The 14,808-nt window shown below is 40.2% G+C and carries 12 protein-coding genes; 4 read left to right on the forward strand and 8 right to left on the reverse strand.

What is annotated here, in order from left to right; translation table 11 throughout:
• The first annotated feature begins 175 nt into the window (after positions 1-175).
• Positions 176-1,771 carry an AbgT family transporter gene (locus WDB87_RS06955; protein ID WP_286245042.1) on the forward strand — a complete coding sequence of 532 codons (1,596 nt, stop codon included), beginning with the start codon at positions 176-178 and terminating at the stop codon, positions 1,769-1,771.
• A 74-nt stretch (positions 1,772-1,845) separates the two neighbouring features.
• Here WDB87_RS06955 and purU read toward each other — a convergent pair whose 3' ends face one another.
• Positions 1,846-2,676, reverse strand: a complete 831-nt coding sequence (purU, locus tag WDB87_RS06960) for a formyltetrahydrofolate deformylase (protein WP_337849433.1) — start codon at positions 2,674-2,676, stop codon at positions 1,846-1,848.
• A 289-nt stretch (positions 2,677-2,965) separates the two neighbouring features.
• Positions 2,966-4,852 (reverse strand): hypothetical protein, encoded by a 1,887-nt coding sequence (locus tag WDB87_RS06965; RefSeq protein WP_337849434.1) that lies wholly within the window; start codon positions 4,850-4,852, stop codon positions 2,966-2,968.
• A 248-nt stretch (positions 4,853-5,100) separates the two neighbouring features.
• Between WDB87_RS06965 and WDB87_RS06970 the strand changes: the two genes are divergently transcribed.
• From WDB87_RS06970 to WDB87_RS06980, 3 genes are all read left to right on the forward strand, one after another.
• A complete protein-coding gene (locus WDB87_RS06970; protein WP_337849435.1) occupies positions 5,101-6,078 on the forward strand; it encodes a DNA topoisomerase IB in 978 nt (325 codons plus the stop codon).
• A gap of 210 nt (positions 6,079-6,288) precedes the next feature.
• Entirely contained in the window at positions 6,289-7,605 is a 1,317-nt protein-coding gene (locus tag WDB87_RS06975; RefSeq protein ID WP_337849436.1) for a L,D-transpeptidase family protein, read from the forward strand.
• Positions 7,606-7,620: 15 nt separating this feature from the next.
• Complete coding sequence (locus WDB87_RS06980; RefSeq protein ID WP_337849437.1) at positions 7,621-8,622, forward strand: D-Ala-D-Ala carboxypeptidase family metallohydrolase; 1,002 nt, start codon at positions 7,621-7,623, stop codon at positions 8,620-8,622.
• A gap of 150 nt (positions 8,623-8,772) precedes the next feature.
• Here WDB87_RS06980 and WDB87_RS06985 read toward each other — a convergent pair whose 3' ends face one another.
• The 6 genes from WDB87_RS06985 to WDB87_RS07010 form a co-directional block, all read right to left on the reverse strand.
• Complete coding sequence (locus tag WDB87_RS06985) at positions 8,773-9,090, reverse strand: hypothetical protein (protein WP_286245036.1); 318 nt, start codon at positions 9,088-9,090, stop codon at positions 8,773-8,775.
• A 68-nt stretch (positions 9,091-9,158) separates the two neighbouring features.
• A complete protein-coding gene (pelG, locus tag WDB87_RS06990; RefSeq protein ID WP_337849438.1) occupies positions 9,159-10,523 on the reverse strand; it encodes an exopolysaccharide Pel transporter PelG in 1,365 nt (454 codons plus the stop codon).
• Positions 10,511-12,028, reverse strand: coding sequence for a GT4 family glycosyltransferase PelF (pelF, locus tag WDB87_RS06995; RefSeq protein ID WP_337849439.1), 1,518 nt, complete (start codon positions 12,026-12,028; stop codon positions 10,511-10,513). The genes pelG and pelF overlap by 13 nt, the downstream gene beginning before the upstream one ends.
• Complete coding sequence (locus WDB87_RS07000) at positions 12,021-13,004, reverse strand: HEAT repeat domain-containing protein (RefSeq protein WP_286245033.1); 984 nt, start codon at positions 13,002-13,004, stop codon at positions 12,021-12,023. The genes pelF and WDB87_RS07000 overlap by 8 nt, the downstream gene beginning before the upstream one ends.
• Positions 12,997-14,292 carry a PelD GGDEF domain-containing protein gene (locus tag WDB87_RS07005; protein WP_286245032.1) on the reverse strand — a complete coding sequence of 432 codons (1,296 nt, stop codon included), beginning with the start codon at positions 14,290-14,292 and terminating at the stop codon, positions 12,997-12,999. Before WDB87_RS07005 ends, WDB87_RS07000 begins: the two co-directional genes overlap by 8 nt.
• On the reverse strand, positions 14,289-14,804 hold the full coding sequence (locus WDB87_RS07010; protein WP_286245031.1) for a protein PelC: 516 nt from the start codon (positions 14,802-14,804) through the stop codon (positions 14,289-14,291). Before WDB87_RS07010 ends, WDB87_RS07005 begins: the two co-directional genes overlap by 4 nt.
• Positions 14,805-14,808: the final 4 nt, after the last annotated feature.

Consider the following 14,808-nt stretch of genomic DNA (forward strand, 5'->3'; position numbering starts at 1 on the left):
AACATACAATGGCTTAGGTGTTTGTGGCTGGACTAAAAATTTGAATCTAAAATCTGACAGACCCTATTAGCATTCTTTTTTAAACTTATTTTCTACACGTTATTTACCTTTTATACATGATCTCTTTTGCAAACAATGCTAGGTTAGCGCAATTTTGTAATTTATAGAGCCAAGTATGACAGACTCCACACACTCACCTAATAATCAACCTAAAGACAATAACGGCTTATTTAATCGCTTTTTAGCAACCGTTGAGTTTTTAGGAAATATGCTTCCTCACCCCATTACTTTATTTGCAATATTTGCAGTTTCAATTGTGTTGATCAGCGGTATAGCTGATTGGTTTGGACTAAGTGCAATAGATCCAAGGCCTATTGGCGCTGCAGGGCGTGCGCCTGACGGCGTTATTGAAGTAGTTAGTTTGCTCAGCGCAGAGGGGCTGCAACGTATTATGGCAGGCTTGGTGACTAACTTTACCGGCTTTGCGCCTTTAGGCACGGTATTGGTGGCGCTATTAGGGGTAAGTGTAGCTGAGCACTCAGGGCTACTCTCTGCTGCCATGCGAGGTATGGTGATGGGCGCCTCAAAGCGTTTAGTTACCTTTATGGTGGTGTTTGCGGCTATTATGTCTAATACCGCATCTGAGCTTGGCTATGTGGTGTTAATTCCGCTTGCAGCGATGATATTTCATAGTTTGGGGCGCCACCCATTAGCCGGTTTAGCGGCTGCATTTGCTGGTGTGTCTGGTGGTTACAGTGCTAATTTACTTCTCGGTACGATAGATCCATTATTAGCCGGTATCACAACACCTGCAGCACAAATGATTGACCCAACTTACGAGGTTGGTGCCGAGGCAAACTGGTATTTCATGATGATATCAGTATTACTTATTGCCGCACTTGGCACACTTGTAACCGAAAAAATAGTAGAGCCACGTTTAGGTAAATACAACCCAGATGAAGCCAGTATAGACTTATCACAAAACAATATTGATACCCTTACCACACTTGAAAAAACCGGCCTAAAATGGGCGGGCGTTGCTTTATTAGTGGTGCTGTCGTTATTTGCTTGGACGATTATTCCCGCCGATGGCATTTTACGCCACCCAGAAACAGGCCAAGTGGCAGGCTCGCCTTTTTTAAAAGGAATAGTCGCAATTATATTTGTTACTTTTAGTGTGCCAGGCTTTGTTTATGGGCGTGTTGTTGGCAGCATGAAAAACGACAAAGATATAATTAACGCAATGAGTAAAAGCATGAGCTCAATGGGCTTATATATCGTATTAGTATTTTTTGCAGCCCAGTTTGTGGCCTTTTTTAAATGGACTAATTTAGGCACTATTTTGGCAATTAATGGTGCAGCACTGTTACAAGCGTTAAACCTGACTGGCCCTGAAGTGTTTGTGCTGTTTATATTAATGTGTGCATTGGTGAACCTAAGTTTAGGCTCGTCATCGGCGCAGTGGGCAATTACAGCCCCTATTTTTGTGCCTATGCTTATGCTTATTGGTTACGCGCCAGAAACCATTCAAGCAGCTTATCGTATTGGTGACTCTGTGACTAACTTAATCACCCCGATGATGAGCTATTTTGGCTTAATTTTAGCGGTGGCAGTTAAATACAAAAAAGACATGGGCATAGGGACATTAGTAGCCACTATGCTGCCATACAGTATTGTATTTTTTATTGGCTGGGTTATTTTATTTTACGTATGGGTATTTGCTTTAGGGCTGCCAGTAGGGCCTGAATCACCTATTTACTATACGCCTTAACACGTTAATTGGCATAAAAAAGCCAGCAAAAGGGGAGAGCCCTTTTGCTGGCTTTATAGTATGTAAAAGGGGTTTTAGCTAAATACCACGGTTTTATTACCGTTAATAAATAGTTTGTGTTCAGAGGCAAGCTGAAGCGCTTTGCTAAATACCGTCTTTTCTACGTCTTTACCCATTTTAGCCATTATTTCAGCGGTGTTAGCGTGCGTTACGCTAGTGACATCTTGTAAAATAATAGGGCCTTCATCTAGCTCATTATTTACAAAGTGAGCTGTGGCACCAATAATTTTTACGCCGCGCTCAAATGCTTGGTGATACGGTTTAGCGCCAATAAAGGCAGGCAAAAACGAGTGGTGGATATTAATAATTTTGTTCTCAAAACGACCCACAAATTCAGGGCTTAGTATGCGCATGTATTTTGCTAAGCCAATTATATCTGGGTTGTAAGAGGCAATTAAATCACCTACTTGTTGATCGTGCTCGCTGCGGCTTAGACCTACGTGCGAGACAACATGAAAAGGTACATTAAAGCCCTTTGCTAACGGCTCTAAATCTGGGTAATTGGCAATTACAGCTAATACTTCAATATTTAAAGCTTGCTCAAATTGTTTTAGTAATACAGTTCCTAAACAATGCGCTTCTTTTGTTGCAAGTAGCACCACTTTAGTTTTTGTATCATCATGCAGAGCAAGTTGTGCACCCTCTGGTAATAATGCGCGTAATTGCGATAAAAAGTCACTTTGTGGCTCGCCCGTTAGCTCAGTGCGCATAAAAAAGCGCTTGGCGTCTTTATCTACAAACTCGTTATTACGTGTAATATTTAAATTGTGCGCGTGACAAAGCCCCGTAATTTTGGCAATTAGGCCTACATCATCGTCACATTGGGTGGTTAGTATATAGCTCATTTTCCTCATTCTTACCCAGATTATAATTGCTTCATTATTTGGTTTTTAACGCATAAAGCAAGGGGTTTATGCGTAAATTTAGAATTAATCGGCTAAATAGGTATAAATGATTCAATTAAGTGAGAAAGGATTAAAAATACGTTAATAATTAAGCCGGTCAAGACCATAAATTTTAACAAGCAAGCTTTTATAAACCAACACGCTCTAATGGGTGCGCACGGTTTGTAACCTAGCTACCTAGGTTACAAACCGCACCGTAGTTTTGCTTAAAAATATAGCAAAGCAACGGTTAAGCTTTAGGCTCTGGTGTTAAGTTCTCTTCTTGTCTTAGGTAACCCGCAGCCTCTTCATCTTCTTTCGTTATTGCTTGCTGAGTAGGCATTGCACGGGTTTGTTGGTTTAATTGGTGTATTTGTGATGCATTGCCTAAATCGCGCTCGCTGGTAATTGAAGCAATCGATTCGCGGTCCTTTAGAAAGGCAATTACATCATTTTTAATGGCTTGTAATTGGCCTTCATCTTTGTGCATTTCCATTATATGGCGAGGGTGCTCAAGGTTTTTCATACCAGTGGCAGCAAATGTGCTCGAAATAACACGAGAGACAATTACCCACGGTGTGATACTGCTGCGCACTAAGGTGTTTTCTGAGCGGGTGCTATCGTGAATACCTGTACCCGTTGATATTTTTGACTCGGTAAATGTACCTTCACATTTAAAGTACACAAGTAATGATTCAAACTGCATTTCAGCAAAAAACAAATGCGCACAGTTAGCCAGTAAACGAGCAAAGGCTTTAATAATTATTGCTATTATAAAAATATGAACGCTGCTCATTAGTAAGCTACTAAACTGTATAATATTTTGATTATTAAACGCTTGCTGGAAATTATTAATATTAGCGCTATCTATATAGTAATAAATATCTATTAATGAATAGCCTAAAAATACGGTTAGTACTAACGCGACAATATAAAGTAAATTAGCACTTAATAGTGCGATTAATCTAGCGAGGGTAAAGTTTTTACCTAGCTCCATAGCATGTAGTTTAGGCTGAACCTCTTGAATCATTTCGCCTTTAAAGCCGCCTTTGCCCTCTATTTGCTCTTGCAGTTTTGGGTCTAGCTCGCGGTAAACTCTATTAGGGACTTCTTTGTAGCGCCTATTTGCCATGACAAGATTATCAAGGTTTATAAATACTTCATCAGGGTGAACAGACTCTTGCCAGTTTTCACGTAATTCTGACACTTCGGCGGTAGGGGTCACTGCGTTTAAGCGTGCTTTGATCATTGTAAATACTAATGCGCAGCTTAATGTTGCTAATACAATAATGGCAATGAGATATAGGCCAGCATGCAAGTTTGGTAGCTGTGCAAGCCAAGCGTCTATTTCTTGTTTGCTGATATGTTGCTCCTGCATTAGCCACGACATAGAAAGGCCAATAACAATGGGCAAAATAAACGACAACGAAATAATTTTAGCTAATGTTCCGCCTCCCAGCGCTTCAATATTTCTTTCTGCATTGCGAGAAATCGGCTTGCTACTTGAGCGCCAAGAAAAAAGCACATAAAACATCAAAATAGCACTATAAACCGGAAAGGCTAATTCGCCAGCTTCTCCCGTAAAGCCCGATAAGGATACAAACGCAACAAGCCCATAAGCAACTAAGGCAACTAGCGTGCTAACCCACGAGCCAAATAATCGCTGCGCTACATTTCGAATTGGATAAGGTAAAAATAACAGTTTGGGAATTAAGCTGTGTAACAAACGAGATAAAAACCCGTTAGGTTCTTTAAAGGTACTGTTTTTACGACCAACCAGCATTTCTTCGAGTGATTGGGCGTTATAAGCTACCTCATTTTTCTCTTCTTTAGCGGTAGAGCTTTCTGATTTACTAAAATTATAAGCAAGCGACGTTGGGTGGTTTCTGCCAACAAAGTATTTTAAGGTGGCGTAAATACCTGACGATAAAGAGCGAATACCCAGCGCTAAAATAAACATGCCAAATAGCATTAAAATCCAGCCTGCGGTGGTATCTTCTTTTACCGACCTTGCCGCTATAACAAGTAAACTAATGCCCGCAATTGACTCAATAAGGCCTCTTGCAGCCGTTACTTTGCCCTCAAATTTAAAGGGGTTTTTTAATCCTAGATCAATAGAACCGTAATCAAATGCCATTGTATGCTCCTTTTAAACAGCACATTTTTGAAAGGGGGAATTATCATCGTCCGTATTTTTTTTGACCAAAATGAGCATGGCTAAACGAGACCGCACAGTGTTGTTTATATGCTAAATAAGGTACTTATACTAAACAGATTTTTATATTATTGTTCAATTTTTGATTATATATCAATAACGTTGTTCAGTTTAAGGTTATTTTACAGTGATACATTAATTGATGGTGGTTTAAGTTGCTAGGAACATAAATGAAACTAATCTACGTAGATGATAATTTACCCGGCATAACTCGTAAGCGTAAAAACAAGACATGGCTGTACTTTGACCCAATAGGAAAACAAATTACCGATCAAAAAGTGATTGATCGCTTAAATGCATTAGCGTTTCCGCCCGCCTATAAAAATGTGTGGTTTTGCCCTGAAGAAAATGGCCATATTTTAGCAACCGGGATTGATAGTAAAGGCCGTAAACAATACCGTTACCATGAAAATTTTAGAGCGCAACAAGAGGCGAAAAAATACCAAGCTTGTGGCGTGTTTGGAAATAAATTACCACTTTTACGTGCCCGTTTAGAAAACGATTTACAAGGGGATGAGCTCAGCGTAGAGCGCACATTAGCTGCGGTAGTTAGGCTTATGGATTTAGGTGCATTACGGGTAGGTAACGAGCGAAATGTAAAGCAAAGCAAAAGCTTTGGCGCCACAACCTTGCGCAATCGCCATGCTAAGCTTACGGGTAAAAATATACAGCTACGGTATCGGGCTAAATCGGGCAAAGAACGCGAGGTAAACATTACTGACAGAGTGCTGAGCCATGTAATTAAAGACCTACAAGATTTACCCGGTCAGCACTTGTTTCAGTATATAAGCGATGGAGAGCGCACAAACGTAACCTCTAGTGAAATTAACCAGTATATTCAACAAATAATGGGTGAGGACTTTAGCGCTAAGCACTTTAGAACCTGGCGAGCCAGTGTTATTGCCTTTAAACAGCTTGTAAAAGCAAAAGGTGCACTTAGTTTAAAAAGTATGCTCGAGAGCGTGTCTGAGCAATTAGGTAACACGCCAGCTATTGCCCGTAAATCGTATGTTCACCCGGATTTAATTGCCTTGTGTAAAGAGGATGAAAAAACCCAAACAGCGTGGCGAGAGTCATTCTCTCTACCGCGAAAAACAAAATACTTGAGTCGATATGAACGTGGCTTTTTAGCTTTTTTAAAAGACTAATTGCTGTAGCAACTTTACACACTACAGCAACCAAATTACATAATTGTCTAGTTGAGGTATTTTAATATCATCATGTAAAAGTTCAAAAAGTTATTAATTTCAATGCTTTGTGTTTTTATTCTAATGAGGCACCAGCATTGCACCTTCCTATTACTGTTAAGCAGTAAGTACAACAGCATTTATCAATGATATTTAGCGAGGAGGTACAAAGTGAAGGGGTTAATTTCAAATGCATTGTCTACAAAGATAAAACACATAACGTTACACGCTACACTTGCAGGCTGCGTTAGCACCATACTAACAGGGCAAGCGCTAGGTAGTGCAGAACTTGAAAGTGTGGCGCTTGCCAATTCATCATTAACCACATACAACTCGCAACAACAATTGCAAAATGGCGAATATTATTTTGATCAAAATGCAGCACAGTTAATAGCGCGCACGGAGAAAGCAATTAACTGGTACACAGAAATAGTTAACAGTGGCGGCTTTACCCCTTTATACACCAATGAGTTACTTGAACTAGGCAGCACCAGCAAAGCGGTGAGTCAGTTAGCGATGCGTTTGTATCAAGAGCGTGACTTAACCCGCAATGTTTGTGACACCGTAGTGTGCACATTTGATAAAACCATTGAGCAGGCTGTGCAACAGTTTCAGCGTCGCCACGGTTTAAAGGTCGATGGGCGAGTAGGAAAGCGTACTTTAGCTAAGCTTAATGTACCCGCTAAGGAAAAGCTGGCTAAATTAAAGCTTAACTTTTACCGCATAACTAACTTCGCAGGCGCAAGTGATTCGCAGTATGTATATGTAAATATACCTGAGTACACATTACGCTATGTAAAAGCGGGCGAAGTAAAACTGCAAAATAACGTTATAGTGGGTAAGCCGAGTTGGGAAACCCCCGCCTTTAGTGACGAAATCGAAAAGTTTGTAGTAAACCCCCAGTGGCGCATACCAACCTCTATTGCAACCAAAGAAATAGCACCAAAGGTGGCAAAAGATCCTCAGTACCTTGCTAAAAATAATATTGAAGTTAGAAAAAACAGCTACCTAGATTCTAATACAGTTAACCCCAGTAATATTGATTGGCAGGCTGTTAAGCCTTATCAGTTTGATCACTTTTTAGTAAAGCGTGCAGGGGATGAAAACCCACTTGGTGAAGTAAAGTATTTGTTTCCAAACCCTGAAGCCATTTATGTTCACGATACGCCAGCAAAGCAGCGGTTTAACCAAGTGCAGCGTGCGTTATCACATGGTTGTATAAGGGTTGAAGAGCCATTTTCATTGGCGCGTGAAATAATTAAGCACCAAGGTGAAGAGCAAACCCTTAAACAAGTGGATAAAGCTAGAGACACCGATACCACACAAACATTTTATTTAAATGAGCCCTTACCTATTCATTTGGTGTATTGGACTGCGTGGGTTGGTGAAGACATGCTCGTTAATTTTAGAGATGATATTTATCAACATGACACAAAAGCATTACTTAAAAACGAAGAACAGTCAGTTATTGCTGCATTGATAAAATAGACTATGAGAGGATTTATGCCGTTTATACCGTGGATTTTAGGGTGCGTATTGGTGCTATGTGTAAGCGTAGTTAGTCATGCCGCCGAGCCCTTGAAAAAAACACACCCAAGCGTTGATATTCAAAATAAAGTAAATTTTGAAGATGCAGAATTTAGCCTAAAAATTAACGACATAGTAATGCCGTATTCGGTGTTTTCTGTATTTGTGATGCCTAATGAGGCAGTTGAGTTTGAAGTGCTATATGCACAATCAAAACAACCCTATTCATTTATTAATAACCATAGCAACGCCACCTTAACTGATACAAACCGCTGGCAGTGGCAGGCGCCTAAAAAGCCTGGCTTAACACGGGTAATTATTGAATCCCCCGACAAAAAGCAACGCATGACAATTAACGTGTTTGTTAAAGTACCTGCAGATGAAGTACAAGGTGGAAAGCTTAAATATTACCATATTGGCCATTACCCAACGCCCTCACAAATTAAAGATAGTAAGCATTACGTAGTGCCCGATGGTTTTGTAAAGGTGACCCCAGAGAACGAAAATGTAAAAATATCACCGCATTTTTCTCTTAAAGAATTTGTGAGTAAGCAACGAAGTAAGCACCCTAAATACTTATTTTTACAAAACAAGTTGTTACTTAAACTTGAAAAAATACGCAAAGAACTGATTTTAGAAAACATACCAGTTAAAAATATGGTGGTAATGAGCGGCTACCGCACCCCTTATTACAATAAAGCTATTGGTAACGTAAAACTTAGCCGCCATGTGTTTGGCGACGCTGCCGATATATTTATAGATAACGATGGCGACTACCGTATGGATGATATAAACAACGATGGCAAGCACTCTATTGGCGATGCACAAACTATGGCTAGTATAGTTGAGTCGCTCGCTAAGCGAGAGTCATTTAAAGGTTTACTGGGTGGATTAGGTATTTATGGGCCTAAGTCGCACAGAGGCGCATTTATACATGTTGATACGCGTGGTTTTAAAGCGCGCTGGGTAAGTAAGTAGTCGTGTATGTATGAAGTAAGTTTTACGTGCTTTTATCCACGCGTATAAAAAAGTGTTGGTAACATATACTGCCAACACTGATCCAACCAACGCTAAATATTATTTGTTTATTTAATTTAGTAATTTGTTCAATACAAGAGTGACAAACTTTTAGCTTAATAACAGCCACGTTATCAAGATACTCAAGGTATACGATTCTCTAAAATCAATTAAGCGAACGTTGAAAATATCTGAAATTAAACGGTTCCAAACTTCTTTAAATAGTGCTGACAAAATACAGGCGCTTATAATCCACATTGCTAGCAGTAACGCCATTTTTACTTGGAATGTGTGTATATAAATATCAATGAGGCTATTCGTTTGATAGGTATTCCCTACATCAAACGTCATTAACGTAGTCAACAAGTTTATAGCCCATAAAGCTATGGTTGCAACGATATTAAAGCGCGTGGTAATTCCTTTTTTCATTAAATATAAATCCTTTTTAATTAAAGTTAGCTTTCATTTTATAAGTTACCATTAATGGTACTGCGCCTCTACTGCAGCATAAAAGTTTCGTATTCGAGCTCTTCAAATTGTTTTGATAGCCAATACAGGCCAACTACTGAAGTAATTATGGTCGAGAGCGCAAAACCGTAACCATAAAACTGTGGCCCTAATGCAATTGAGGCAATCGTAAATACGATATTGATAAACAAAAATAACCCAGACAAAAATAATACTGTGGCACGCTTATCTAAGTAAAATAAAATATTTAAAATAGATAAAAATATTACCTGAACACCTACGCCTACCACATCAATAAATAGCAGTGTTTTGTAGTTAGGGTCTATGCCGATAAAGCTCAGTATTTGCTCGCCCCACAGTAATAAGCACGCAACGGTGATACCTTGGATTTTAAATATATCGTAAAGGCCGCCTTGTGCTGTTTGCACCATTTTATCTTTTAGGTAAAAAATTTCTTCAAGCGATGAGCCACCTCTAATGGCGGTATAAAAACGGTCGTATTGTTCTACAAAGTCGGTTTCCATTCTGACTAAAAATACCGCCATCCCAGGAATAATGGTTAAATAGGCTAAAAATATAGGTAAGTCGTAAATAGGGCTTGCTCTTAATGTGCCTATAATTTGAATAGAGGTAGCGGGGGAGTACCAAAAAATAATTTTATCGGCCCACACGCCTATGTTGTAAAAGAGCCCACAAAAAAAGAGGCTATAATACACTTTTTTATTGTTTAAAAAATCAAAACTAATGAGTTTACCACCGGGATAGCGGCGAATAATCATAAATAAAAAGCTAAAAAACAGCAGCGCTTCGCCGGCAAAAAACGCAAAAAATAGTCCATCTATTTGCCAGTCGCGTAGTAAAAACGCCAGTAACACCATAAAGCTATAACCGCTTAACATGGTTACTAAAATAAGTCGGTATTCCTTCATTCCCGACAAAAATATAGCGCCCAGCCATTGGTTACATAAGCTAACAAACGCCCCTAAAATTATTATTTTAGTCACAACAGGCAGCGGTAGTATTGGCCAAACGGCTAACCCAATAAGCAATGCCGCAATTGTTGTGACTAGTTGTGCACCCAGTAAGTTAGGCAGTACTTGCTCATCCTTTTTTTCAAAAAACAGATCGGCAACAAAGCGCGTTAATAACAACTGCAGTCCGCCAGTTAATATAAGAGACGCTGCCATCATATAGGTAATGAGCGTTAAAAATTGAATAATTAATACTTTAGGCAGCACGACACCTAAGCTTAAAATGCCAATGAGCATGAGCGCAATAATAGAAAGCAGCCAAGGTCCCGAGCCAATTAATCCTGCGTAACCGTAGGCTTCAAAAACAGAGAGTAGGGTATTTTTTTTGAGAATTTTACGTATCTCAAAACCTATTCCGGCCATGCGATTGTATCCTTGTAAAGTTTATCGTAACGGGCAAACATGTGGCTTTCATCGTAGTATGTATTAACACGGTTGAGACCACTTTGTTGGTACTGGTACCACGTTTGCTCGTTTTGTAAAATGGTGATTATTTGCTGTGCCGTTTCGCTAGGTGAGGCAATAGACACCACTTCGCCCGCTTTACCAAGCGCTTTATCTTCCTCGCTTCCTCCCTCTATTATTTCTCGGCACGAGCCCACGTCACTTGCAAGAACAGGTACGCCTGCTGCCATTGCTTCAAGCAGCACTAATGGTTGCGCTTCAGATATTGAGGTTAACGCGACAATCCCTAGTTTTGGGAGTATTTCAGCGATGTTTTGCATGCCGGTAAACGTAATGTTTTTGCTTAAATCTAGGCTGCTTACGAGTAACTGGCACTCTTTATAATACTGTGGGTCTTCTTCATAGGGACCTATGATCCAGCCTTCTATGTCTGGTAACTCAGCTTGAACCTCTTTAATGGCACGAACAAAGGTTTTAATATCTTTAATTGGTACTACACGGCCAATCAATCCAACCACCATAGGGACCGATGCCGGCCTTTCGTTAAGCGCATCAATAAAGCGTTTTGTTTTTATACCATTAGGCACTACCGAGGCTTTATTTGCATTGGCGCCATCTTTAATTTGCCTTTGTCTGTTACCCTCATAAAGCGAGATTATTTTATCTGCTTGATGATAAGTAGTGCGGCCAATTTGTTCAAAAAAGCTGATCCACATCCGGCGAATAAAGCCCATTTCAGTATTTAGGTTTTTACCTAGGCTTTGCTCAGACTCTTTTATCCAGCTGGCTTGTATTAAATCTATTTTACGTTCTTTAGTGTAAATACCGTGCTCGGTAAGCAAAAATGGTGTGTTATGTATAACGCTTGCGCCTGCGCCCAATATACCTGCATAACCTGTCGAAATAGAATGAATAAGCTTAACATCGGGAAGTGAGCGGGCTATTTCAGCTATTTTAAACAGCGGTTTGTATAAGTTTCTGTACGACCAAAAAAAGTCGATAAATGACGATTCATCGCAATAGGTTAAATAATAGTTTGCAAGCACCTGCCACGACGATTCGCTATATAAAAAATCAGCTTCGTTTATCCCCTTTTTTTTAGCTAGGTTTTCAAAGGCAAACTTTAGCAGCTCTGTGGGTATAGGGTCTTTACAGTCGCGGAAATACCCTTGCAGCTGCTGCCAAAAATCAAACAGTTCTTTTTTATATTTAACGCCATGCTTAGCTTTTATTTTTGTAGTGTGTTGCGTTACTAAATAATGCACATGTAATTTAGTCACATTACTAGGTAAGGTGTATTGAATATCGCCGTAGTGTTCGGGTGCACCACCAACAAACACGAGTTCAAAGTTATAGTGAGGCAGGCCTTCTATTATTTGATGTACCCAGCTCGATACGCCGCCCCGAACATAGGGGTAAGTGCCTTCAAGTAAGAGTAGAATGTCAGCTTTTTTTTCACTCATGCCAATACTCCTGCAAATGGCGTAACTCAGAGCCTTTAGGCTGTAGTGCTAGTTCTTCAAGGTAGCGCTGACAGTCTGTGTAATTATGTAAGCCAAAGGCGACTTCGGCTTTATAGGGCAATACATGGCGTCTGGCCATACCTAATTGACTAGCCAACGTTAAGCTATGCTGCGCTTCATTTAATTTACCCAGCGCAAGTTGAATACGCCCTAAAAATACATAGCTAGCTGGTTTTGGGTCAAACTTCATACTTGTTAAGGTTAGTGTTTCTGCTTTTTCTAGTACGTATTTTTTAAGCGCGCCTTGTGCTAAGCCTAAGTAACTAAGCTCCCAATAAAGCTCCGCTTGTTGGCGTTGCAGGTTGCTTAAACTAGGTTGGTGCGTGGTATTGGCAATGGCGTGTTGGCACTGGCTTATTTTTTCGTTCAATTTCGTTTCTTTGCCATCAAGCGTTGAATAGGCAAGTAAGCGAATATCATCTTCTAAATCTTTTAAAGCCAGTTTTAAGATAGGAATAGCTTGGGCATCACTCATGTGCCTTGCAGCCATTACTGCACTTAAGCGTTTATTAGGCTCACTGGCATGTTTTAAAATAGCTTTTAGTCCACCCATAGAGTAAATAGGTGTTGCTGAGACACTTCTTGCCTCAAAGGGCAGGGCAGGAACTTTGTGCTCTACAATATCAATGTTGTTGTTTTTAAGTGGTTTACTAAGGGCAAAAGTAATGGCGAATACCACCCCTAAAATACCAAATACAGGTAAGGTAAATAGCAACAAAAATAATAGTGCCGAGCCACTTTTTAAAGTGGTTTTGTATTTGTTAGGTATAAAAGCATGGCTTACAAAGGTAAAGCACAAGCTAGCAATGCCATGCAGTAAAACAATCAAAAGCCAGTTAGGGGCATCTAAAATATGCGCAAACGCAAAGTATTCACATAAACAGCCAATAAAAGCGGCAACAATAATTTTAATCATGAGGTGCAACTAACTTAGCGATGTGTTCGCTGCTTATTGGCAGCGCCATTTGTTCTTCAATTTTAATTTCTAACTGCTCAACGTTTTTTCCAAAGTGTTCAATACACCAAGTATTAATACGCGATATAAAGCCACTTTTATCCAGCTCGTTTGCCATCGGCATAAGTAGTAATAGCGTGTGGTTTGCACTATCGTACAGGTAAATATCTAGGCCTCTGCGTGCTTCACTTAAATAATCGAGTAACTGGCGTGACTCTTCACTTGTTTGCAGTGCCTTTAGTTTAAGAAGCTGCGATGGAATGTTATAACGCTTAGCTTCTTTATTCGCTCTGCGTAACTGCTTTACAAAGTAAGGGGTTTCTTGCGGGGTCATTACCGGGTTGGTAATTTCATGACGCAGCAGGTCACCAATATTACCAGCCATAACAGCAAGCAAAGTGAGAGTGGTGTTTTTAAGTGCAAAGAATTGAATACTTTGTACCAAAATTACCCCGTAAATAGTGTTGTTAACATCAACCAGTGGGATAGCAATGTGGTATTGGCTAAATTTATTTTTAACCTCTTTGACTGAAACCAGTTCGCGCTCTTCAAACATAGCTTTTATAAGGGGGTCTTCCATCTTTAGCTCCCCTATAGCACCTATGCTTGCTAATGGCTGCTCTATTATGATGTTGTTTTCTACTTTATAAAGGGCGGCTTTTTCGAGTGAGCCATATTCAACAAATAAGTTTAAAATGCTCGTTGCTGCACTGTCTAAGCGTCTTTGTGATAATTGCCCTATTACGGTACGCACTGCTTGAAGTGATTCGCGTAGGCTAAGAGTATGGCCTGCTAACATTTGCTCAATCCGATCGTGGGATGAGTTAATTAAATGGTATTGGCGGGTAAAGGTTTCTAATCGGTTAGTTACATATTCAAGCTCAATACTTTGCTGTTGATTAGTGCGCTCCCATATGTCTCTGAATTCGCCTGCAATCATAATAACAATTAAATAACCAATCATGGCGTTAATATTAAATTCGTTTGGTTGCGCTAACACATCGCTTTTACTTAGCAATAATTGCCCTGCTAATAAACATAATATGCTTATAAAACCTTTTGAAAAACCATAGCGCAAAGCTACTAACAGTGGCCCGAGTACCGGCCACGAAAACCCTTTTTCCGTCCAAAAGGGGTCTTCGGCGTTAAATATAACCGGCAGCACAATTGCAAGCGCGGTAAATATAATTACCTCAGCCCAAATTTGTAGCTCAGGGACCTCTCTTGGTCGAAAAAAATGTGTTTTCACTCACTAACCTCAATGTACGAAATTAAATCGGCAATAACATCCTGTGCTGTGGCGGCAATACTGTCACGACCCCAGCCACTTTTGGCTATGGTGCCCGTCCAAAGTGGTGTTGTTTGGCCTGTAGCCGTTAAGCTAAGTGTGAGTGCAACAACAGGCTCACCATCAAGGCCGGCTTTATACCGCCATTCTTCAATGCTACCTGATAACACATAGTCTGTTTGCTGCGTGTTTAGCCACTGCATGGCGTTATCTAGGCGGTATTGATCGTCAAGCGGCGGAAGCTCTTTATTGTTATTTCGCGGTGCACGTAATAACCTAGGAAGCTTATTTTGCTGCCAAATACTTGCAAGTATATCTTCTGCACGCTCACCGGCTAAGGGGGTTTGCGCATGGTTTACCAAAGGCAGTAGCGCCACGGTAGTTGATGGTCCCAGCTCAACATCATCAGCCACTCGGCTGGTGGTACATGCGCTGAGCATTAATACCAAACACGGTATGATTAAACGAAACATATTC

This window comes from Pseudoalteromonas sp. C12FD-1 (assembly GCF_037414265.1).
GTDB lineage: Bacteria > Pseudomonadota > Gammaproteobacteria > Enterobacterales > Alteromonadaceae > Pseudoalteromonas.